Consider the following 23,803-nt stretch of genomic DNA (forward strand, 5'->3'; position numbering starts at 1 on the left):
GTCTGCACATACTTCTCTTATGCTAAATGACTTTCATCCTCAGCCCACCTTTCACATTGCTGCATTACGGTTGCTAATGCTTTCTCATAACCCTCTGGTGGATAATGATATTCTCGTAACAGACGTTTAATGATTCTGCGCATAGATGCTTGAGCAGATTTTTTCTTATTCCAATCTATTGTACGATTCTTACGCAATTGCTCAGTCAGGGCTACTGTTAGCGCTTTAAACTGCTCACTGCTGTATGCTTCTTTAATGCCTTCTGGTGAAGAAAGAGCATCATAGAACGCCTTTTCTTCTGCTGTCAATCCAAGTGCATTACCTTCCTCTTCATTCTGTTTGATAGCTTGTGCCATCTTCAAGAGTTCTTCTATCACTTCTTCGTTAGTTAGCATTCCTTTCAGATAATTGGATAATGCATTATTCATTAGGTCACTGAATCGCTGACTCTGAACAACATTTATATGTTCATAGTTCCTGATACGCTCTTTCAGCAGTTTCTCCAATAACTGAACAGCAATATTCCTTTCCTTCATATTGCGGATTTCCTTAATAAATCCCTCATCAAACAGGGAGAATTCTCTCTCATCCGCAAACAAGTTGATTACACCATCACTCTGAATACTCTGCTCTAACAAAGTGGAAATGCGCTCATTGATTTCCTTCTTGCTAATCTTGCCTTTCTGTGTATAGCGCACCAACAGAGTTCTTACAGCATCCATAAAAGCTACCTCTCTCTTCTGCTCTGAAGCTAAGAGTGAACGACACAGCGTCATCGCATTATGCAGTAACTGGCTTTCTTTTAAAAAGTCTTTTCGTTTCTGCTCCATAATAGGTGACAACATGAAGTTAACACCTCCTGTGATTATTGAGCCTCGTTCTGCATCTGTACCATTTATGAATTTCTGATAATCGTATCCGTGCATTAAATCCTGACATATTTCCAACTTCTCCTTAAACTTATTCAAGGCTGCCTCACGGATGTCTGGATTTCCAAAACGCTGGCGGTCACGATTGGTATAATCTTGCATTGCCTGTTTTAAGGCGCTTGCAATACCCACATAGTCAATAATCAAACCACCTTCTTTCTCTGGGAAAACTCGATTCACTCGCGCTATAGCTTGCATCAGGTTGTGTCCTTTCATCGGTTTATAGACATACATCGTTGCCAAAGATGGTACATCAAATCCTGTCAGCCACATATCAACAACAATAGCTATCTTCATTGGACTGTTATCGTCTTTGAATAGCGTAGCAAACTCTTTGTCTGTCCAGTAATGCACACCGTCCTCCTTCTTGGGCCTGATAACGTCAGCCCAGTCGGGATTATCTTTGTTGCTGCTGCTTACAACAACATGCATCATATCTTTCCATGAAGGACGCAGCTTCAATATCTGGCGATATATCTTCACAGCAGCCTCTTTGTCAAGAGCAACTATCATCGCCTTACCAGTAGTTATATGTTGGCGGTTTTCTTCATAGTGAGTAACAATATCTTTGCAAAGGCTTTCTATTGTTTTGTCGTTGTTCAATATGCCACGAATACCACTATTTGTACGCTTTGCATCTTCTATTTGTTCTGGCGTGGCTCCTTCCTCAGCTAATTTGTCAAACTCTATGTCGAGTTGCTTTAACGTATCATCATCAAGGTTTAGCTTGATAACTCTACTTTCATAATATACAGGACGTGTTGCTCCATCAGCAACTGCCTGAGTCATATCATAGACATCAATGTAATCACCAAATACTTCTTCGGTATCTCTGTCTCTTTCTGAAATAGGTGTGCCTGTGAAGCCGATAAACATTGCATGAGGCAAAGCCTCACGCATAATCAAGGCAAAACCCTTCTTCGTCTTCTGTGCTTTATTGTCAAAGTGTTCATCACCATATTGAGAACGATGCGCTTCGTCTGTTATAACAATGATATTCTTTCTGTCACTCAATAATCCTGTTCCTTCTCTAAACTTCTGAATAGTGGTAAATATTAAACCACCAGTTTGTAAATCTGTGAGTTTGTTTTTCAAATCAAGGTTTCCGCCACCTTCTGCTGCAACCAGCTTGCCGTTTTCGTTTAAGGCATAGCCTACACGTTGTGGTGACATTCGCAAGAACTTCTCGCAACCACAAAATTGTTCATAAAGTTGCAGGTCTAAGTCGTTTCGGTCAGTTACTACCATGATGGTACATGTTGGAAACTCCTGTATCAGTTTGTGAGCATAGAACACCATCGAGAGACTCTTACCGCTTCCCTGAGTGTGCCAGAAAACTCCTATCTTTCCGTCACTCTCTTGTGCTTTATGTGTTCTGGCAACAGCCTTGTTGACCGCAAAGTATTGATGATAGGCAGACATTATCTTGGCTGTCTTACCGTCCTTGTGGTCAAAGCAGATATAATTCTTGATGAGGTCACACATTCGCTTGTGACCAAATATACCCTCAAAGAATGTTTCGTAGTCTGCAACTGCTGTGCTCTCATTTGCTCCATCTTTTGTCTTCCATTCCATGAAGCGTTTCTCTGGTGCAGTGATAGTTCCTGCCTTTGTTGTCAGCATATCACTTGTAACGCAGAAAGCGTTATAGGCGAATAGCGAAGGACATTTCTGCATATATTTTTGCAGTTGATTGTAGGCATCATCCTCTTCTACATCTTCATTAGATGGTGACTTCAACTCTATTACCACTAAGGGTAATCCATTCACCATTACCACTATATCGCAGCGGATGGGTTCTATATCCTCTACGCGCCATTGATTTACTATCTTCCAAGTGTTTGCATCAGGATGTTCATAATCCATCAGATAGACGGTATCCGTTACCTCACGCCCTTCTACAACGTGAGGTACATTTATTCCATCTTGCAACCATTCAGTGAATGTTTCGTTACGCTGCACATATCCACCATCATTATTGCTGGTAAGCATCCTGATAGCTTCATCAATAACATTTGGGGATAGCTGAGGGTTAAGCCACTTAATCGATTTCTCCAAGTCATCACGATGAAAAGGCTCGCGATAATCACGTTCAACATCATAGCCACACTCATATTCATATCCTAATCTTTCAGTAAAAAGATGGATAAGAGTCTGCTCGTAGCTATCTTCTATGTATTTATCATTTTCGTTGCTCATAGAATATCGTCTATTTCATTAACTATTAACTCTCCCGACATCAGTTTGGGAAGGAGTGTGTCGCGAATCTCTGCAAGGCGACGGGATTCTTGTTCGAGAATTCTTTTTTTTTCGTACATTACATTTATTCGCGGTCTTATATTATCGACAATGTCTTTAGGCGGTATTGGTAAAGAGATTTTCTGCATATTCGCTTGACTTAACTTTGCCTGAACAGCACCTGTGACAAGATGTTGGATATTTGTCATTGATAGAAAGACATGAATCATTTCCGTACTAAATCCATTTTTACCTTGCAAAATATGTGCATGATTGTTAACCCAGAATTTACCCCAAACATATTGCATGTATGGGAAGCCGTTCTCTTTTGCAACACTGCCGTCTTCACCAATTAAAGTATATATACCATCAAACAGATAATTATCGACATAATCCATACAAGATGTGGCACCATAGTATGGATATATTTTATCCATATTTTCCCTCTCTTTGCCAGATAGTGGTTTTCTTTTTTTATCAAAAATTTCAGCAACATCAAAAAGACTTCCCACTCTCCACCCTTTAGGGATCATTCCCAATTCTGACTCCACAAACTCTCCATTTTTGAAGGGCTCAAAATCTACGAACCAAGACTTAAACAAAGTCTGCGCCTGCTGATCCAAATTCTCGTTTATCTTTCGATTTTCCTCAATCTTATCATCAAGGGATGATAGAATGGCAGCTATTTGATTCTGGGTTGACAGTGGCGGTAGTGTAATATTGTAATCATAAACCACATCAGGGGAAATGTTTGCCTGTCCACCAGAACTGTTTGAATGGTTTACAAAATATAATTGTGCATCCCAACAAGATAGGAGATATGCTAAGAAATGATAGTCAACAACATCTTTTCTCTTAACTCTTATAGCACTTACTCTTTGATTTAACATATATCTGCCATTTTGGTTAAATAGCGCAACTTTTCCTACCCAACTATCTGCTCCTCCGTCTTTCCTGTTTCCAGTCATTGTAATCAATATATCCGAAGGAAGGAGGTCAAAGCATTTTTTATTCTGTGCAGATTCTTCAGAAATGTAGCTCAAATCATCAAGAAGGATTCGGTTGGGTTTAACATTCTTTATTTTTATAACAGGAATACCGCTTACCACGAATTCGCCACTTTTAAAAGCAATTCCGTTTTTGAGTTCAACCAACTCCCCCAATCTATATTCTTTCCACTCTTCCATAAATGAGAATTTATTTATCGGTGATAAGATTCCATTTCCTCTGATGAATAATGTTCATCCAACATCTGGTAGAATATATTCTGAACTTTCACGAGAACATCTTTCTCCTCGTAATAATCAGAGTAACGAATAAAGAACTTTTCTTCAGCAGTAGCCTTCTCATATTCGGTTTTTAGGGCAGACAAAATATGTTCTTCAAGTCCGGGATGTATTTCATCATAAGTGTACGCACTACCTATTGCTTCTAAACTTAGTTTGTCGAAGAAAGTAAGATGCTGGGGATTATCATCAGCAAAGAAGGCAATGCCAGATTCTTTCTCAAATTTGTTCAGATCCTCAATTGCACATTCACATATACGGCGTAAAGCCCTATCAGAAAACTTGTCACATTCCCTGAGTATATTTCTCAATAGGCTTTCCTGTTCTTCTTGGAACGTAGGTATGTGAATATTAAATCCAATAGACTTCAGGTTGTTATTTACCTTTTCTTCTAAATAACGCCCTTCTTCAAACAACGCACCCAGCTCCTTTGTTAGGCGCTCCATCTTCTCATCAAATGGCTCGCCATCATCTTCTTGCTCAGCAATGCCTACATAGCGGCCTGGAGTTAGGATGAAATCTTGTGAAGCAATATCGTCTAATGTCTTTACTGCGCAGAAACCTTTTTCATCTTCAAGAATACCATTACGGAAACTCTCAAAGGTGTCGGCAATCTTCGAGATGTCTTCTTGCATCAGTTCACGGACAGCACGAGTCACCATAGTACCCATGTTACGAGCATCTATAAAGAGCACCTTGCCTGGTTGTTGTTTCTTGCGTGATAGGAACCAAAGCGATACGGGAATACCTGTACTGTAGAATAATTGCGAAGGTAAAGCAATAATGCCTTCTACAAGATCATTCTCCACTATTCGCTGACGAATAACTCCTTCACCGCCTGTTTGTGAACTAAGGGCACCATTGGCAAGCACCAGACCTATGCGGCCTGTAGGTGACAGGTGGTGTATCATGTGCTGCATCCAAGCAAAGTTGGCGTTGCCTGCTGGAGGCATTCCAAATTTCCAACGTACATCATTAGCCAACTTGTCTGCACCCCAGTCGCTGAGATTAAACGGTGGGTTAGCCATGATGAAATCTGCCTTCAATGTGGGATGCTGGTCATCAAAGAAAGTGTCTGCGTATGTTTGTCCTAAGTTTGCTTCCATTCCACGAATGGCAACATTCATGTGGGCCATCTTCCAAGTGCTGCTGTTGGCTTCTTGTCCATAAACGCTGATATCACGGAGTTCTTTCTGATGCTGATCTATAAACTTAGCACTCTGTACAAACATACCGCCAGAACCACAGCAAGGGTCGTAAACACGTCCTTTGAAGGGCTTGATAATTTCAACTATTGTGCGGACAATGCAACTTGGTGTATAGAATTCTCCTGCATTCTTACCTTCCATAGAGGCAAATTTCTGCAAGCAGTATTCATAGACTCTGCCTAACAAATCTTTTTCATCAGCAGAAGAATGCATCTTGATGTTTGAGAATAGGTCAACCACATCACCTAATCTACGCTTATCCAGTTCTGGACGGTTATAGTTATTGGGAAGAATACCTTTCAATGTAGGATTTTCTTTCTCAATCAACAAAAGGGCATCGTCTATCGTTTTTCCTATCTCAGGAGTATGTGCCTTCTGAAGAATATCACTCCAACGAGCACCTTGCGGAACGAAGAAAATACGTCCTTCTTCAGCACCTTCATATTCGTCTTTATCTTCAGGGTCAGCATATTCATCCTCCTTCAGTTCGTTATACTTTGCCTCAAACTTATCGCTGATATACTTCAGGAATATCAATCCAAGCACTACACCTTCATATTCTGATGCGCTCAGGTTACCACGCAGTTTGTCTGCTGCTCTCCAGATGATTTCCTCAAATCCTATCGAGGTCGTATTTTCTTTCTTTGCCATTGTATCTTATTTTTATTTATTATCGTTTATTCCCCATGGGGGTGTATATGATGTGTACCCAAGGCCTGTGCCCCTTAGTACTCTTGGGTTTTGCTTTCTTCTTCTCAACCTGCTTTGGGTGGGGATGTATTCTCTCGGTCTCACTCTTAGCCAAAGTTTTAGAAACCGTAGGTTTGGCAGCGTTAGCCTCTTTTCTTTTCTCCTGCTCTTGGATAACATCCTCCATGAATCTTTCACTAAGATATTTCCTTGCTATAAGCTTATATCTTCTGTGTTTGATTTGCTTTGTCTGGATGGCTTTGGTTAAGACAGATAGTACAATTGTCGTGATGCAGACATAGTAAATGACTTCTGGAGTTTTGTCGATATTTCTGTACAAAATGCAGGGGTCATCTACCTTTGTTGAGATACGCAGGTCTTTCATTGAAAAGACATAATCGTCGCCAAAGATGGGACTCAAATCCTTATAGAATCGCCTTTGGTGAATGCTATGCTCATATAGGGCATTAAGGGTAGAGATAGCAGTCCTGATAGACAGCTCCGTTGTCATCGCTTCTGCTATTCTTCCTTCATCGTATGCCTCTACAACCTTATTTGCCATATCTCTTACTTTATTCTTCAAACAACTTATAGTCTTCTGGGTAGAGCATATCCCAATCCTCCAGGGCCTCGATGGGACTGAGGCGGTGGCGGCGTGCCAACTTGTATTCGTAGGTCAAGCCGGAGCGGGCCGCAAGGCGCATGGCGATGCGGTCTTGATGGTAGAACTTGTTCTTTTTGCGTAAAGTGAACATCGATAGCTCCTCCCTCAAGGTTAGAATGTGATAAAGATTTCGCCATCCCATTCATCGTTAATGGTGATGCCGGTGGTGACAGTAGTTACCTTGATGTCGTAGCCATGCAGGGCGGCAGCGGCGCGGATGTTCTGAATGGTGGGGTCGAAATATTCGTCCTGTTGGCTCTGGGGGTGCTGATTGATGTAGCCGCTGAACTTGGTGCAGAAGTTAGAGATGCTATCCATTTGCACCTTCGTCAGATTGGCACTCTCGTTGTACATCTGGTGCATCGGCGTCAGGGGCGCTACATCAGCATCGTCCTGGCTGCAACTACCCATAAAGAGGGGCAGCGCGGCGAGGCATAGACATAAAAGAGCCCTGCCGACACGGGTATAAGCCGTGTGCAGCAGGGCGTAGGGGGTAGCCTTACTGGTAGACGAAGAATTTATGTTAACATACGTTAATGGGGGGGGGTAATTTTTGACCCTTTACCGTTGTGTTATGTTTGCTATACATGATGCCTTAAGTTATTAATATGCTGCAAAGATACGAATTTCCTGCGAAAAAGTTTCTTTAAGAAAGAAAAATCACCTTATTATATGTGTAAAAGAAAGGTTTTTTAACAGATTGTTCCTTGGAATGGCGAAATATGGGAGGTTATAAAGTTATAACTTATAACTCCTGACATTTATACATTTCGTAAGTTATGGGATGCCTTGGACGGTGATGAAGAGAGGTATGGGTAGAGAGAATCATAATTATATAATTTATTATTATATATTATATATAATATATAATAATAAAAATTACTGTTTCAAGTAAAACGCTGGAATTAAGATGTCAGGTGTCAGGAGTTATAAGTTTATAACCTGCATTTTTTTGAAAAATAATTGCCGTTTTTCTTGCACAATTCAGGAAAAATTTGTACCTTTGCAACATAGTTGCAACAATGACATTAGCGACTAAAATTTGCGGCATAGCCAACGGGAAAATTTTTGTTAACCATGGAGCAAGTTTTTCATAGGCAAAGCGCATTTCTAAGGAAGCAAGGAATAGGTTTTAAGGAAGAGGAAAAATTTTTACAACCCTTAAAATTTATAACAATTATGGCACTTAAGGTAAAGGCAGTGGAAAGACTGCTGAAGTTTGACAAGGAATCGGCGGGCAAGTACCGCTATGTGATGAAGCCTGAGATGTACTCTACGCTGACCCAGGCTAAGGTCATCAAGGAGGCTGCCCTTCGCAGCGGCGTGAGTCAGGGCGTGATGAAGGCTTGCTGGGATGCAGCCGGCGAGGTAATCAAGGCATGGGCTACGGAAGGCCACTCAGTGGCTCTGCCCGGACTGGGAAGCATGCGCTTCGGACTGCGAAGCAAGGCTGTGGAGAACGTCAACGACGTGAAGACCAGTCTGATCTCAAGCCGTCGCATCATCTTCACCCCCAGCGTGGATCTGAAGGACGAGCTGGCCAACACCGCCATCCAGATTTCCTGCATCGACCGCAACGGCAAGGAAGTGAAGCGTGTGACCTCAACCTCTGGCGAGGTGGAAGACCCCGAGGAGAACGGTTCTACGGAATCTGGGAACAACGGATCTACGGAGAACGGAGGCACCCAGAACGGTGGCGACAACTCAAACACGAATCCCTCGAATCCCACGAATGGTGACAACACCGGAGGTGGTGGTGACAACGGCGATGGGTACAATTAAACGAAGTACGAGGGCTGAGGTCTGACGGCTGAGGCCCTCTTACTTCTAACAATAACCATTAATATTAATAAGCTATGAAAAAAGAAACTTGGAAGACAGTTATTCAGATCATCGTATCGATACTGACAGCAGCGCTGACGGCGCTGGGAACGACCTCCTGCATGGAATGCATGTAAGGTGAAACTTGAAAGTTGAAACTTGAAAGGTGGAAAGAGGAAGGATGCGAGTAAGCGAGAGGAGAGCCAAGCTCGCTTGAGCTCTACCGAGTGTGAGCAGACTAGACCGGAGGTCAAAGTGGATAGACTCTTTCCTACCCGTCCGCTTCACTAGAACAGAACGAAGGCACCGACTCAGAAATGGGTTGGTGTCTTTGATGTATAGAAAAGAATTCACCTAATTATTTAAGGAAAATCTATGAGGTCGGAGAATTTGATTACTTTCTCCGACCTCATTAGTATTTCACTTTTGTCGCTTATACGTTACCTAACAGATTAGAAAGCGAGGCAGGGACGGACACGGTTGGTGCCGGTCTTAGTAGTGTTAGCAAAGTAGCCAGTTTCGTTGAAGAAGTAGAATATCCACGCGCTGCCAGCACACTCCGTGGATGTCCAATAGCGACGCGCCATAATATCCGTGCCCCCGACACTGCTGAATCCGTCGCGCAGAGCGGTATAGCTTCCTGCAGTGGTAATCATCTTATCCAACTGACCGGCGCTCGGCAAGAACCATTCACTTGTACCCGTGGGATGAGTACCACTGTTGTAGCTTCTTGCTTTAGTGGCTGCATCATGGGTATGCGAACCATGATTTACAAGCGCATCGGTATTGGCAATGCCTGCCATGTCAGTCGTCTCGTTATTATCATACCATTTGGGCAGACATTGACCACCATTAATAGTACACCACTCAAAATAGTTATCGCGATCATCAAGGTTACCGGCATTGACCAATGCGTCCGTCAACGCCAGGGCAAGACCCTTATACGATGCGCTGCTGGCATCGGCACTGCCGGCTGCACCCACATAGGTTATCATGGCCACTGCGGTCTTGCTGGCGGCGGTCGCATCGGATACCGTAGCATATACATTGCCGTCGGTAGTGATGACGCTGCCGACATAGGCACTTGTCACAGAACTGAGGGCGATGGGGTAAGTGAGGGGTCTGTTGATATTATACACATGACCTGCTTCGAGCGTTTTACTGCTTCTCAAGAGGGTGTAATCATTTCCGCCCACTGTCAGGGAGAGAGAATTCAAATTAGTACCACGACTTACAGCCATAGCAAATGACGCTTCGCCAGAAGCATTAGTTGTTACATCTCCACTAATCGTAAGTGAACCTCCATTTGTTAATGTTGCTGTGACCTCAGTGCTGGGTGTCAGTCCGCTGATGGTGAAGTTTAGAATGGCATTAAGAGGGTGAAGGGCAAAACCGCTGGAATATGTAGATGCTTCCTCTAAGCTGAACTGCTCTACAGCCGTAGCCTTCGAGGTGGCAAAAGCTTTGGCACTAGCAGTATTAAGAACATCGTCATAACCGTTACCACCAGTTGTTTGAATATAGATAAAACGATAGTCTTCGTGGTCGGCAGGCAGCAAGTCGGCTGTGAGATATTCACCGCTCGAGCTGGTCGCCGTGAAAAGTGCGTCGGCAGTGCCAGTGTACACTTTCTGGGTAGTAATGATGCCGGTGAATTGTCCTGACGCAGGCACATAATCCAGCGTGCCCGCAAAGTAACCTGCTCCTCCGTCAACCCTGGTATCATTACCCCACACAAACAACTTGTCGCCCGAGCTGAAGGAGAGTTTCATGGTCGATTCGTTATACGTGGCGCGGGTAATGCGGCTATTGGCTGCCTCGTCGCCCTCGCGGGTTACGTTGACGGTTACGGGAATGGTGTAGCCTTTCTTAGCGGTCGGTTCGTTGTTAACGATAGCGTCGTCGTCGCTGCTGCAAGCGGTGGTCAGCAGCATGGCTGGCATCAGCAGGGCCATTGCCAGCATCTTGAAGATATTCTTTGTTTTCATTGTTCTTCTTCTGTTTTTGTTGTTAATACTCGAATCGCTGCGGGGCATTAGATTTCCTCCTCTTCAAACGTGTCATTCATTGTGGCACCCACATTGTCGCCGCCGCTCACCATGAGCATCCCGGTGTGTTGTAACTTGACGACCTTCATCGTCGGTTTCTGATAATCTTTTTTGTTCATTTCCTTTTTGATTTTTAATTTGTTAATGAATAATATGTTTGCAAATTATTGTACACAGAAGTACACAAAAGGAACCGTCCCTTCTGTGTACTTCTGTGTACACATTCTTTCTTATTCCACGTCCTTCACCAAGCGCACGGCGTGCCCGTTACAGCGGTAATCGCCGATATTCGACAGAAACAGTAATTGATTGCTAAACATTAATCTGATGGCTTTGGTCTCTTCATTATTCGCGGGTGTTGACGACCAATAGTGGCCTACATACGTGGCTTGTTCAACCGTTGTACCGCTACGGTAGCCAGTAATTGGCAGGAACACGCAACCTTTGGCAGCAAGAGCAGTCCACTGGGTCGTGGTACACTTCGTTGCGTCGTTCCATTGGCTGACGCTGTTGAGAGCGCCCCACGAGGTAGCCTCGCCATTAGCAATAGTCACACCGTCGGGGAACAGGATGGCACCTCTCACACCTCCACTACCGTTATTGGTGTTGATGGTGGCAAGGGTGTAGCGGACATTGCTGGTGCCTTTAACGGTAGCACCGCTGCGGGTATTGAACAAGTAATCCCACTCACTGCTGGTCAGCGTGCGCCAGCCAGAGTTAGCTGTGTTGCCGCCATTGCTGATGGCCAGCGTACCCCAGTCGTTCCTCAGAGTTTCGCTGGCGCTATTGGAGCCGTAATAAGAATGACTTGTGACTTGATTATTATTGTTGGTGACAAAAGTGCAGAGGCCATACGTGTTGTAAGCGGCGGTATAGCCTACCCAGCCGAAGAGGTCGACCGTAGAGCCTGCGGCAAACGAGGTATTACCAGCAGCATTGCCGATGAAGTCCCACTGGTGCTCGGCAAACTGCCACGAAGAGGCCGCGTAGTTGTATGTGTTGGTAGGACCGCCATCCGCAATCACTGCCTGGAGGTTGCCCTGCGAGAAGCGCACTTTGTGGCCGCCAGCGTTGATGGCGAACTTGCCAGGGAGTGCACCCTCGGGCAGATCTACAGCACTTCTGTTGATGTTATAAATCTTGCCAGATACGAGCGTTTTACTGCCGCTGCCGAGGACGATAGCATTACCGCCCACTGTCAGGGAGAGAGAATTCAAATTAGTACCATATGGTACAGCAACTGCAAATGTAGCATTACCTGAACCGTCAGTAGTGACATTTCCACTAATCGTAAGTGAACCTCCATCGGTTAATGTTGCTGTAACCTCAGTGCTGGGTGTCAAGCCAGTGATGGTGAAGTTGAGAATGGCATTACAGGGACTCAGCTCAAAGCCATCGGAATATGAACCTGCCCACTCCATGCAGAATTGCTCTACAGCTAAAGCCTTCGTGGTGGCAAAAGCGTTGTTATTATTATAAGCCAATTCAGCGTTATAACCTTTATTTTCAGTAATAGAGAAATAGCCATAGGTTCCATAGTCGTTTGGCAGCAACGAGGCCGCAACAGTTTCAGCAGAGCTGAAAAGTGCAGCGGCAGTGCCAGAATATGGATTCTTGGTAGTAATGGTACCGCTGAATGTTGTGCCACCATCATATGTCAGCGTGCCACCAAACAGGCCTGCATCATTATGTGCACCAATCACAAACAACTTGTCGCCCGAGCTGAAGGAGAGTTTCATGGTCGATTCGTTATACGTGGCGCGGGTAATGCGGCTATTGGCTGCCTCGTCGCCCTCGCGGGTTACGTTGACGGTTACGGGAATGGTGTAGCCTTTCTTAGCGGTCGGTTCGTTGTTAACGATAGCGTCGTCGTCGCTGCTGCAAGCGGTGGTCAGCAGCATGGCTGGCATCAGCAGGGCCATTGCCAGCATCTTGAAGATATTCTTTGTTTTCATTGTTCTTCTTCTGTTTTTGTTGTTAATACTCGAATCGCTGCGGGGCATTAGATTTCCTCCTCTTCAAACGTGTCATTCATTGTGGCACCCACATTGTCGCCGCCGCTCACCATGAGCATCCCGGTGTGTTGTAACTTGACGACCTTCATCGTCGGTTTCTGATAATCTTTTTTGTTCATTTCTTTTTTGATTTTTAATTTGTTAATGAATAATATGTTTGCAAATTATTGTATTGTCCAGCACGTGGTGATGTAGAACATGGCTGCTACTCCATAATAATAATACTCATTCATAGTCTTTCCTCGTAATATCTTTGTGTTTGTTTATTTCTTGTTGTTTTTGTTAAGTCTGCGCTGTCTCCAATTGCTGTGGTAATAAATGGTGTAGATGAACCCCGCCCACGCTAGGATATAGGTGACGGCGAGGGGGATGGAGAGCCACAGGGGCATGTCGAGAAATTGCTTCATGTGCGTCTGTTTTCTAATTTGGCGCGAAGGTACAAAAAATAATGCAATCGGGGCCCGATTTTTGGTGGGTAGGTGTCTCACAACTTGATTTTGATATATTTTTTGTTGTCTCAAAACCAAGTTGTGAGATTTTTTTTTGCCCATTTCATCGGAAATATATACTTTTGCAGGCGAAAATGAAAAAACCTCATCGATTCATCGTTCGATAGGCTGTGTAAAGGGAAAGGAAATGATTGGAATATCGGAAATGCAATGTGGCGGAATGCTGACGATGGTGCTGCTGGCACTGACGGTGGCTTTCCAGCTGCCCCGACGAGCGATGAGAAACAAGGTGTTTGGCAGGGCACGCTGGCTGATGGCGGGCGGACTGGCGCTGATAGCGGCGCAGTTTCTGCTGCAGTACATAGGCGGCTACCGACAGATGGGCGTGACGCAGGCCGTGTTCTGGAACCTGATATTCTTCATACCTTGTACTGTTACCATCAATCTGGCTTTGCTCTACGTACAGCAGAAAGGGCGCATTGCCCTTTTGAACTGGTGTTTCGGCCCCGTGCTGTATGTCATAGCGCTGATTCAGCTGGTGGCTACGGCGCTGGCCGACGGCATTCCCTTTGAACAGGAGTCGCAGGCGCTGAGAATAGCGGAATATGTGGGGTCTGGCCTGCTTCTGCTGATACAGAGTCATTATTTCCTGTCGCTATACAAGGGCTACCGCCGTATGCAGCGTGCGGTGGACGAGTATTTTGACCACGAACGTAAGGACCTGTTAGGATGGATGGGACGTAGTGTGACGATGCTGGCCGTCATCACCCTGTTCGTGCCTGTCGTGATATTCCAGGAGGGCTGGATGCTCTCTGCCTTTGCCTGCACGTTCTTCGCTATCATCTATTATTGCGCCAGCTGTTTCCATAGCTACGGCATCAGTCAGGACTTGCAGCGTGTGGAGGAGGCTGAGGCTATCATGGAGGAGAATGATGGCGACACAACGCTGAGCGATGAAGACTTACAACGCGTAGAGCAGGCCATCGAGAAATGGGTGGAAGCAGGTAACTACCGCAAGTCGAACCTCACGCTGACCATCGTGGCCAACGAGATGGATGTGCAGCGCTATCTGCTGAAGGCGTGGCTCCAGAAGTCGGAGTATGGCAGGTTGACACAATGGCTGAACCACCTGCGCGTGGAGGAGGCGCAGCGTCTGATGAAGGAGCACCCGGGATGGTCGGTAGATGCGGTGGCCGACCAGTGTGGCTTCAGTCTCTCCAGCTTCCATCGTGTGTTCCGGCAATATACAGGTATGACGCCCTCGCACTTCCAGCGCTCCTGCGCCAAGTCGTAAGAGATAGCGCATCTCCTCCGTTAAGAAACATAAAAATTATGAATTATGCATTATGCATTATGAATTATTTTGTATCTTTGCACACGGACAATCTCCAAAAATGGATATATGAACACAATCAGACTTCGCTATTTGACGCTGGTGGTGACGCTCGCTGCCGTCATTTTCCTGTCTGGATGTGGAGGCAGCTCCAAAGAACGGGAAAGGCTAAACAGAGAAGCAGAGGACATGATCTACGAGGCCTATATGGCCAAGGACTATCCGCGTATCATAGAACTGGTGGACAGTTTCAAGCTGCAGGGATGTCTTTCCGAAGGTAAAGCCTGCTACTGGCTGGGCTACGCCTATGACCGTATGATGCAGAAACGCATGGCCGAACTGTACTGGAAGACGGGTATCGCCGCTGTAGAGAACTCTACTGACGACGAGGACGTGCGGGTGTATGCCGGCATTGCCAACCGTTTGACGGGTCTTCTGAGTACATGGACTGAATATGAAGACGCCCTGAAAGTGGCCATACCCGCTACAGAACGGTTGAAAAGCCTTGGGCGTGACACACTCAGCGAATACACCAACATGCTCATCTATATCGGCTGTAGTCAGAGCCGTCTGGGGTTGAGTGATGACAAGACCGACAATCGTCTGGAAGAGGCTTATCGCGCCCATCTCGACAATATCAGGAGACACCCGAATGCCATCAGCTACCGCGATGCTATCGTGGGCGTGATTAACATCAGCTACAACTATCTGGAAATAGCCGACTATAAGAAGGCTGTATTATGGCTTGAGCGCCTGAACCAGTTGATCGACGGATATGAGAAGCAGGCTGACGCGCGACCTGACTATAGCAACAAACAGCGGGCTCGCTACAACATCTATTTAGCCAGAGCCTTAGAGGGTATGGGGCGCAAGGACGAAGCCGCCGAGGCCTACAGGCTGTTTTGCCAGACAGATTTCTTCCAGACGGCAGAAGGCAAGATACTGGCCAGCGACTATCTGCGACTGGCAGGACGTTGGCAGGATGCTGCCGACAACTTCGGAAGCCTGGATGAAATGATGAAAGAGTTCGGCACCAGCTATTCGTTGGAGAACATACAGAAAATGCTCCTAAAGAAGTATGAAGTCAATAAGAAGGCCGGACGAATCGACACGGCCCGTGCCGTGAGCTTAAGTATCACCGAACGGCTCGACTCGGCCATCACCCTCTCGCGCATCGCCGAAGCCCGTGAAGAGGCGGCTGTACACCAGAAGGAACTGGAGATGACAGCCGAGAATGAGCGTTACGTTCGCCAGCGCCACATCGGACGAGTGATTGGTATGGCGGCAACCATTCTGTTCCTCCTCGTCTACATCATCGTGCGCCACCGCATGGGAGTCCGTCTGAGAAAGGCCCACAACGACCTGAAGACGGCCTACGACCAGCTCGAAGAGACCACCAGCGCCAAGGAGCGCATGGAGAGTGAGCTGCGCATTGCCCGCGACATACAGATGTCGATGGTGCCCAGCGTGTTCCCCAACGTAGAGGGTCTCGATATGTATGCCTCGATGACACCCGCCAAGGAGGTGGGTGGCGACCTGTACAACTTCCTCTGGAAAGGCGACATGCTCTATTTCTGCATCGGCGATGTCAGCGGCAAGGGTGTGCCCGCATCGCTCTTCATGGCCATCGTCACACGCGGATTCCGCACACTGGCATTGACAGGAAGAACACCAGCGGAGATAGCCACCCGATTGAACTCCGAACTGACCGAGAGCAACGAGGAAGGCATGTTTGTCACCATGTTCATCTGCAGGTACGACCTGAAACAGCATCGGATAGAATACTGTAATGCCGGGCACAATCCGCCCGTCATCGGCAATGCCGAAGGACAATTCGCCTTCCTCGATGTCAAGGAGACCAATGCCCCCATCGGGCTTTGGCCCGATCTGGAATATGTGGGCGAAGAGATGGAGCTATCCAGCGGCAGTATAATGCTGCTCTACACCGACGGCCTGAACGAAGCCGAGAACCGCCAGCAGGAACAGTATGGCGAAGACCGTATCATCCAGTTGATGACGTCGCACGCTTCTCTAAGTATGCGCGACATCATCGAGGCCCTCAAGGCCGACACCGACCAGTTCCGCGACGGCGCCGAGCAGAACGACGACCTCACCATGCTCGCCTTCCGCATCACCAACAGACAATAGAACTCATCCAATGCAAAAAAAAATAATATGAGAAAGAACGGGTCACCAGCAAAACCCTGTGTCCTTTCAAGTTTGTCTTCTTCCTGCCATTTTACAGGTAGTGGAAAAAGCATTCAGGGTCAGCAAAGGGAATCTGGAGATGCGCCCCATAGGAATCTTGTTGGAAGAGTATTAAATAATCTTAAATTTTGAAAGGCGCGTATATAAGAAGTTGTGTATGTCGTGGAATATACGTACCTTTGCAGCCCGGAAATGAGAAAAGGCTTGCCGCTGAGCAAATGACTCTTTAGCGGCAGCAAATAGTAAAATTCAAAATTCAAAAATTTAAATTACAATGAGTCAAAAAATTCGTATCAAGCTGAAGAGCTACGACCACAAGTTGGTTGACAAGTCAGCAGAGAAGATTGTGAAGGCCGTGAAGGCTACAGGTGCTATCATCAGCGGTCCTATTCCCCTTCCCACCCACAAGCGTATCTACACCGTGAACCGTTCTACCTTCGTTAACAAGAAGGCTCGTGAGCAGTTCCAGTTGTCAGACTACAAGCGTCTGATTGACATCTACAGCTCTACTGCAAAGACTGTTGATGCCCTGATGAAGCTCGAGCTCCCCAGCGGTGTTGAGGTTGAGATCAAGGTGTAGTTTCTGATTGAAACCATCGGATAAGAAGAAAAATGCGGTGCTTTCCTTTGTGGAGGCACCGCTTCTTTTTATTTTATCTTAATAAAACAAAAAAAGGGCGGCAAAGGCGATGTGGTATAGTTTTTTATCACTATCTTTGCAGATTAATAGGAATACATAACATTTTAATAAACAACAACAATGAAAAAAATCACATCACTACTCTTGGTGGGTGCTGCCGTGCTGATGACTGCATGCTCGGGCAAGCTGGCACCGCTGACACCTGACAACTTCAACGTGACTCCCAAACCCCTGGAGGCTCAGGCCGGACAGGTAGAGGCTACCGTCAACGGTATGTTCCCCGAGAAATATATGAAGAAAAAGGCTGTGGTAAAGGTAACACCACAGCTGCGCTTCCAGACCGCACAGGGCGAGAAGGTGCTGAACGGCAGCACCGCTGCCTTCCAGGGCGAGAAGGTGCTGGGCAACGACCAGGTGATATCGTATCTGGTGGGTGGCCGCTACACGATGAAGAGCACCTTCGACTATCAGCCTGAGATGCAGAACGGTCAGCTGTATATGACCTTCGACGCCAAGGTGGGCAAGAAGAAGGTGCAGATTCCCGATGTGCTCGTGGCTAACGGCATCGTTGCCACCTCGGAGCTCTATCGCCGCACCATCCTCACCGCCAATGCCGCTCTGGCACAGGACGAGTTCCAGCGTGTGTCGCAGCAGAAGCAGGAGGCTAACATCAAGTTCCTCATCGGTCAGGCTCAGTTGCGCAAGAGCGAGCTGCAGAACAATTCCGTGCAGGAGTTTGTGAGACTGCTGAAGGATATCGTGAACAACCAGGAGACGATGGTGTTCGACAACCTCGAGGTGTCGGCATACGCTTCGCCTGATGGCGGCTACGACCTGAACGAGAAGCTGGCAAACAAACGTCAGGACGTGACCAGCGACTATGTGTCGGGTGAGATGAAGAAGGTGAAGGCTAAGGCCCCCGTAGATACGAAATACACCGCTGAGGACTGGGAGGGATTCCAGCAGCTGGTGGCTGCCAGCGACATTCAGGACAAGGACGTGATTCTGCGCGTGCTGTCAATGTATCAGGACCCCGAGGAGCGTGAGCAGCAGATCAAGAACATCTCTGCCGCCTTCCGCGAGCTCACCGACGGTATCCTGCCTCAGCTGCGCCGTTCGCGCATCACCATCAACTACGAGCTGATTGGTCGTGACGACGAGCAGATCATGCAGCAGCTGAAGGACGACGCCTCACAGCTCTCGGTAGAGGAGCTGCTCTATGCCGGTACACTCTATGACGACCTGGCAGGACAGGAGAACGCCTATAAGAAGGCCACACAGCTGTATCCCAGCGACCCACGCGCCTTTAACAACCTGGCCCGCATCGCGTTGGCTCAGGGTAAGGACAGCGAGGCTAAGGAGTGGGCACAGAAGGCCCTCAACATAGACCGCAACCAGGCTGAGGCTAATGTCAACATGGGCCTGATGGCTCTGAAGCAGGGCGACATGCTGGCTGCCGAGAACTATATCGCCAAGGGTGCTACCGCCAATGGTGTGAACGAGGTGCTGGGTAACCTGCATCTGGCACAGGGTAAGTACGCACAGGCTGAGCAGGACTTCGCCAAGGTGCAGTCGAACTCTGCCGCCCTGGCTCAGATACTTAACAAGAACTACCAGGCTGCCGCCAACACGCTGAAGGCTGTGAAGAACCAGGATGCCACCACCGATTATCTGCGTGCCATCCTCCTGGCTCGCACCGGCAACAATGCAGAGGCTGCCAACGCCCTGAAGCAGGCTGTGGCCAAAGATCCGTCGCTGGCTACCTATGCCGCCAACGACCTGGAACTCACAAAGGTTCAGAAATAATGAAGCGAGCCCACATCTTCCGCTCGTCGGTAACAATTCTCTATCCCCTCTTTCTGCTGTTCCTAACGGCCTGCGGAGAGAGGGGTGGTGACTGTCTGGTGGAAGGTAAGTTTAAGAATATCAATCAGGGCGAGTTCTATATCTATAGCTTCGAGACGGGACAGAAAGACACGATAGCCGTGCGCGAGGGTAAGTTCATCTACAGAACGCCCGCCAACGACACCACCGTGCTGTTACTGCTCTTCCCCAACTTCTCGGAGTTGCCCATCGTCACCGAGCCTGGCGGCAAGGTGAAGATTGAGGGCGACGTATCGCACCTGAAAGAGACAGAGGTCACTGGTACCGACTATAACGAAGAGATGACCGCCTTCCGCCTGCAGTCTAACGAGATGATGCCACCCGAGGTCAAGAAAATGGCCAAGGACTATATCATGGAGCATCCGAAGTCGGCGCTGGCGCCCTATCTCCTGCGTCGTTATTTCATCCTGGCTGTCGATGCCGACCTGAACGAGGCCTTTGAGTTGTGCGGCCTGATGATGAAGGCCAAGCCCAACGACGTGCCGATGATTCAGCTCTATAACCGACTGAAGAACGTGGCGAAGATAGGCGACAACAAGAAGTTGCCGCATTTCGAAGCCGTAGATACCAAGGGCAAGAAGGTGACTGACAGTCTGCTGAATGCCAAATACAACGTCATCACCGTCTGGGGCTCGTGGAATAGTGACTCGCAGACCATCATGCGTCGTCTGCGCACCTTGCAGAAGGACCATCCCCAAGACCTGAAGATTATCTCCATAGCCCTTGATACCGACTCGTGCGAAGGCAAGAGGATACTGAAGCGTGACAGCATAGAGTGGCAGAACATCTGCGACGGCAAGCTGTGGGACTCACCCCTGCTGGGTACGCTCGGTCTGGCCTTCGTGCCTGATAATATCGTGACCGACGCCAAGGGCAACATCAAAGGTCGCTCGATGAAGTTTGAAGATATCAAGAAAATAGTGGAAACGCCATAATTATTCATACCGATGCTTGTAAACACGCATTCCGCAGCCGTCATGGGTCTTGAGGCCGTTCACGTCACCATCGAGGTCAACATCGCCAGAGGTACCATGCTTCACATGTCGGGACTGGCCGATGCCGCTGTGCGTGAGAGTATCGACCGCATCAAGGCCGCCCTGGGCAACAACGGGTTTAAGTTCCCTGTGGCTGACATCACGGTGAACATGGCTCCTGCCGACATCAAGAAAGAGGGTAGCGCCTACGACCTGCCCCTGGCCATCGGCATCCTGGCTGCCAACACGAAGGTGAGCACCGAGATGCTGAACGACTATATGATGGTGGGCGAGCTGGGACTCGACGGCAGGCTGTTGCCTGTGCGTGGTGCCCTGCCCATAGCTATCATGGCACGGGCCCAGAAGTACAAGGGACTGATAGTGCCTTCGCAGAACGTGCGCGAGGCGGCGGTGGTGAACAACCTGCAGGTCTATGGTATGGACTCGCTGTTGGATGTCATCAAGTTCTTCAACGACGGTCCTATCTTTGAGCCTACCGTTGTCGACACCCGTAAGGAGTTCTACGAGCAGCAGACACACTTCGACTTCGACTTTGAGGATGTGAGAGGGCAGGAGAGCGTGAAGCGTGCCCTGGAGGTGGCTGCCGCTGGTGGTCATAACCTGATTATGATTGGTCCGCCAGGAAGTGGTAAGTCGATGATGGCCAAGCGTCTGCCGTCGATACTGCCGCCGCTGTCGCTCAGCGAGAGTCTGGAGACCACACAGATTCATTCCGTAGCAGGCAAGCTGAGTCGTGAGACCAGCCTGATCAGTCAGCGTCCGTTCCGTTCGCCGCATCATACCGTGTCGCAGGTGGCCCTCGTGGGTGGCGGTAACAACCCTCAGCCTGGCGAGATATCACTGGCGCATAATGGTGTGCTGTTCCTCGACGAGCTGCCTGAGTTCAGCCGTAGTGTGCTGGAGGTGCTGCGTCAGCCGTTGGAAGACCGCACCATCACCATTGCCCGTGCCAAATACAATGTGATGTATCCCTGCTCGTTTATGTTTGTCGCCTCGATGAACCCCTGTCCTTGTGGCTATTACGGCGACCCCACGCACCACTGTGTGTGTACCCCAGGGCAGATACAACGTTATATGAACAAGATCAGCGGTCCGCTGCTGGACCGTATCGACATACACTGCGAGATTCAGGCAGTACCCTTTGCCCAGCTCTCGCAGTTGCAGCCTGGTGAACCCAGTGCCGTTATCCGTGAACGTGTCATCAAGGCACGAAAGATTCAGGAGGAGCGCTTCAAGGATCAGAAAGGTATTCATTGTAATGCGATGATGACCGAGAAGATGGTGCACCAATATGCCGAACCCGATGCTGCCAGCTTGGATATGCTCCGTATGGCAATGGAGCGTCTGAAACTATCGGCTCGTGCCTATAGTCGCATCCTGAAGGTGGCTCGTACCATTGCCGACCTCGACGGCTCGGAGAAGGTGCAGAGCAACCATATCGCCGAGGCTATCGGCTACAGGAACCTAGATAGAGGTGATTGGTCGGAGAGAGGATGAAAATTGAAAGGTCAAAGTTGAAAGGATAAATAAAGAATAGATGCTGAAACAGTTTTTATCAGTGATGGGGCGCTACTTGAAGCCCTACAGGAAATACCTCGCAGGGAGTGTCGTCCTGAACTTCCTGGCGCAGTGGTTGAACGTGTTTTCATTTGTGGTGTTGATACCTATCCTCAACATCCTGTTTAAGATAGATACGCAGGTGTACACGATGCAGCCTATTGACTGGAGTCATCTGAGCAAGGATGTGCTGCAGAACAACGGCTATGCCTATGTGCAGGAGCTGATTGCTGCCCACGGAGAGTTTACGACGTTGGTGATGATGGGTCTGACGCTGATTATCATGACGGGTCTGAAGACCTTCTTCTACTTCGCCTCGTCAGCCGTGATGGTGCCGCTGCGTACAGGTATCGTGAGAGACATCCGTGTGGAGGTGTACCGTAAGGTGCTGAGTCTGCCGCTGAGCTTCTTCTCTGAGGAACGTAAGGGTGATATCATAGCCCGTATGTCGGCCGACGTGCAGGTGGTGGAGAACTCTATCACCAGCAGTGTGGATATGCTGATACGTCACCCGATAGCTATCATCGTGTGTTTCGTCACCCTGTTTGCCGTCAGCTGGCAGATGACCATCTTCGTGTTGGTGGTGGCACCGCTGGCAGGCTGGATCATGGGTAGCGTGGGACGTAAGCTGAAGAGCCAGAGTGCCGCTGTGCAGAGCCAGTGGGGTAACCTCATTGCCCAGTTGGACGAGACGCTGGGTGGTCTGCGTATCATCAAGGCGTTCATCGCAGAGAAGAAGATGGAGAAGCGCTTTGCCGATGTGAACGAGGAATATCGTAAGGGCATGAATGCGATGGTGATTCGTCAGAGTGCCGCACACCCCATGAGTGAGTTCTTAGGAACTGTGATCATCGTGGTGGTGCTGTGGTTTGGCGGTTCGCTGATTCTGAGTGAGTCGAACCTCATCGATGCCTCTACGTTTATCTTCTATATGGTGATTCTCTACAGCGTCATCAACCCCCTGAAGGACCTGTCGAAGGCTACCTATCAGATTGGTCCGGGTCTGGCCTCGATGGACCGTATCGACTTCATCCTGAAGGCTGAGAACCCCATCCAGGAGCCTGAGCATCCTGTGGAGAACTTCCAGTTTGAGCAGGAGATAGAGCTGCGCGATGTGGACTTCAGCTATATTGCCGAGCGTCCCGTGCTGAAGCATATCAACCTGAAGGTGCCCAAGGGCAAGACCATCGCCCTGGTGGGACAGTCGGGATCGGGTAAGTCAACGCTGGTGGACCTGATACCGCGCTATCACGACGTGACGGGTGGTGAGGTGCTCATCGACGGTAAGAATATCAAGGGTCTGCGTATCTCCGACCTGCGAGCGCTGATAGGTAACGTCAACCAGGAGGCTATCCTGTTTAACGACACCTTCTATAATAATATCACCTTCGGCGTGGATAATGCCACGATGGAGCAGGTTGTCGAGGCCGCGAAGATTGCCAATGCCCATGAGTTTATCATGGAGAGCGAGAACGGCTACGACACGATGATTGGTGATAGGGGAGGCAGACTGTCTGGCGGTCAGCGTCAGCGTGTGTCTATAGCCCGTGCCATCCTGAAGAACCCGCCTATCCTGATTCTCGATGAGGCTACCTCGGCCCTCGACACGGAGAGTGAGCGTCTGGTGCAGGAGGCTCTGGAGCGTCTGATGAAGAGTCGTACCACCATCGCCATCGCCCACCGTCTGTCGACTATCAAGAATGCCGACGAGATCTGTGTGCTCTATGAGGGTGAGATTGTGGAGCGTGGTCAGCATGAGGAACTGATTGCGAAGAACGGATACTATAAGCGGCTTTATGACATGCAGCAGCTGTAAAATTGGTGAAAGGTGAATGGTC

19 protein-coding genes and 1 pseudogene are annotated in these 23,803 nt (G+C 48.2%); 9 read left to right on the forward strand and 11 right to left on the reverse strand.

The features are described 5' to 3' along the window. Positions 1–17: 17 nt before the first annotated feature. The 6 genes and pseudogenes from Q0R57_RS03725 to Q0R57_RS03750 form a co-directional block, all read right to left on the reverse strand. The gene (locus tag Q0R57_RS03725; protein ID WP_294744047.1) at positions 18–3,128 is read right to left on the reverse strand and encodes a type I restriction endonuclease subunit R; all 3,111 of its coding nucleotides are present in this window, start codon (positions 3,126–3,128) and stop codon (positions 18–20) included. Further along, positions 3,125–4,354 carry a restriction endonuclease subunit S gene (locus tag Q0R57_RS03730; RefSeq protein WP_294744049.1) on the reverse strand — a complete coding sequence of 410 codons (1,230 nt, stop codon included), beginning with the start codon at positions 4,352–4,354 and terminating at the stop codon, positions 3,125–3,127. Before Q0R57_RS03730 ends, Q0R57_RS03725 begins: the two co-directional genes overlap by 4 nt. 446 nt (positions 4,355–4,800) lie before the next feature. Further along, positions 4,801–6,312: pseudogene (locus Q0R57_RS03735) on the reverse strand (class I SAM-dependent DNA methyltransferase); the annotation flags it as partial. A 19-nt stretch (positions 6,313–6,331) separates the two neighbouring features. After that, positions 6,332–6,913 (reverse strand): hypothetical protein, encoded by a 582-nt coding sequence (locus Q0R57_RS03740; RefSeq protein ID WP_294744051.1) that lies wholly within the window; start codon positions 6,911–6,913, stop codon positions 6,332–6,334. A 10-nt stretch (positions 6,914–6,923) separates the two neighbouring features. Further along, positions 6,924–7,106 carry a hypothetical protein gene (locus tag Q0R57_RS03745; RefSeq protein WP_294744054.1) on the reverse strand — a complete coding sequence of 61 codons (183 nt, stop codon included), beginning with the start codon at positions 7,104–7,106 and terminating at the stop codon, positions 6,924–6,926. 20 nt (positions 7,107–7,126) lie between these two features. Then, positions 7,127–7,426 carry a hypothetical protein gene (locus Q0R57_RS03750; RefSeq protein ID WP_294744055.1) on the reverse strand — a complete coding sequence of 100 codons (300 nt, stop codon included), beginning with the start codon at positions 7,424–7,426 and terminating at the stop codon, positions 7,127–7,129. A gap of 768 nt (positions 7,427–8,194) precedes the next feature. Here Q0R57_RS03750 and Q0R57_RS03755 point away from each other — a divergent pair. Both Q0R57_RS03755 and Q0R57_RS03760 read left to right on the forward strand, forming a co-directional pair. Next, complete coding sequence (locus tag Q0R57_RS03755; RefSeq protein WP_294744057.1) at positions 8,195–8,797, forward strand: DNA-binding protein; 603 nt, start codon at positions 8,195–8,197, stop codon at positions 8,795–8,797. A 74-nt stretch (positions 8,798–8,871) separates the two neighbouring features. Further along, positions 8,872–8,973, forward strand: coding sequence for a smalltalk protein (locus tag Q0R57_RS03760; RefSeq protein WP_294744059.1), 102 nt, complete (start codon positions 8,872–8,874; stop codon positions 8,971–8,973). Between the two features lie 315 nt (positions 8,974–9,288). Here the strand turns inward: Q0R57_RS03760 and Q0R57_RS03765 are convergent, their stop codons facing one another. The 5 genes from Q0R57_RS03765 to Q0R57_RS03785 form a co-directional block, all read right to left on the reverse strand. Next, on the reverse strand, positions 9,289–10,824 hold the full coding sequence (locus tag Q0R57_RS03765; protein WP_294744062.1) for a hypothetical protein: 1,536 nt from the start codon (positions 10,822–10,824) through the stop codon (positions 9,289–9,291). 47 nt (positions 10,825–10,871) lie between these two features. Continuing rightward, positions 10,872–11,003, reverse strand: coding sequence for a hypothetical protein (locus Q0R57_RS03770; RefSeq protein ID WP_294744063.1), 132 nt, complete (start codon positions 11,001–11,003; stop codon positions 10,872–10,874). A gap of 111 nt (positions 11,004–11,114) precedes the next feature. Then, on the reverse strand, positions 11,115–12,839 hold the full coding sequence (locus tag Q0R57_RS03775) for a hypothetical protein (protein WP_294744065.1): 1,725 nt from the start codon (positions 12,837–12,839) through the stop codon (positions 11,115–11,117). Positions 12,840–12,886: 47 nt separating this feature from the next. Next, positions 12,887–13,018, reverse strand: a complete 132-nt coding sequence (locus Q0R57_RS03780) for a hypothetical protein (RefSeq protein WP_294744063.1) — start codon at positions 13,016–13,018, stop codon at positions 12,887–12,889. Positions 13,019–13,162: 144 nt separating this feature from the next. Beyond that, on the reverse strand, positions 13,163–13,306 hold the full coding sequence (locus tag Q0R57_RS03785) for a hypothetical protein (protein ID WP_294744067.1): 144 nt from the start codon (positions 13,304–13,306) through the stop codon (positions 13,163–13,165). A 229-nt stretch (positions 13,307–13,535) separates the two neighbouring features. Between Q0R57_RS03785 and Q0R57_RS03790 the strand changes: the two genes are divergently transcribed. From Q0R57_RS03790 to Q0R57_RS03820, 7 genes are all read left to right on the forward strand, one after another. Next, complete coding sequence (locus Q0R57_RS03790) at positions 13,536–14,642, forward strand: helix-turn-helix transcriptional regulator (RefSeq protein ID WP_294744070.1); 1,107 nt, start codon at positions 13,536–13,538, stop codon at positions 14,640–14,642. 108 nt (positions 14,643–14,750) lie between these two features. Next, positions 14,751–16,829 (forward strand): PP2C family protein-serine/threonine phosphatase, encoded by a 2,079-nt coding sequence (locus Q0R57_RS03795; RefSeq protein WP_294744072.1) that lies wholly within the window; start codon positions 14,751–14,753, stop codon positions 16,827–16,829. A gap of 334 nt (positions 16,830–17,163) precedes the next feature. After that, the gene (gene rpsJ / locus Q0R57_RS03800; protein WP_013064715.1) at positions 17,164–17,469 is read left to right on the forward strand and encodes a 30S ribosomal protein S10; all 306 of its coding nucleotides are present in this window, start codon (positions 17,164–17,166) and stop codon (positions 17,467–17,469) included. 180 nt (positions 17,470–17,649) lie between these two features. Beyond that, on the forward strand, positions 17,650–19,335 hold the full coding sequence (locus tag Q0R57_RS03805) for a tetratricopeptide repeat protein (RefSeq protein WP_294744076.1): 1,686 nt from the start codon (positions 17,650–17,652) through the stop codon (positions 19,333–19,335). Next, positions 19,335–20,348: a DUF4369 domain-containing protein gene (locus Q0R57_RS03810; protein ID WP_294744077.1), complete on the forward strand. Its 1,014-nt coding sequence runs from the start codon at positions 19,335–19,337 to the stop codon at positions 20,346–20,348. Before Q0R57_RS03805 ends, Q0R57_RS03810 begins: the two co-directional genes overlap by 1 nt. Positions 20,349–20,360: 12 nt before the next feature. Continuing rightward, positions 20,361–21,905, forward strand: a complete 1,545-nt coding sequence (locus Q0R57_RS03815; protein ID WP_294744078.1) for a YifB family Mg chelatase-like AAA ATPase — start codon at positions 20,361–20,363, stop codon at positions 21,903–21,905. Positions 21,906–21,945: 40 nt separating this feature from the next. Beyond that, complete coding sequence (locus tag Q0R57_RS03820; RefSeq protein ID WP_294744079.1) at positions 21,946–23,781, forward strand: ABC transporter ATP-binding protein; 1,836 nt, start codon at positions 21,946–21,948, stop codon at positions 23,779–23,781. The last annotated feature ends 22 nt before the right edge of the window (positions 23,782–23,803 follow it).

This window comes from uncultured Prevotella sp. (assembly GCF_946407605.1).
Classification (GTDB): Bacteria; Bacteroidota; Bacteroidia; order Bacteroidales; family Bacteroidaceae; genus Prevotella.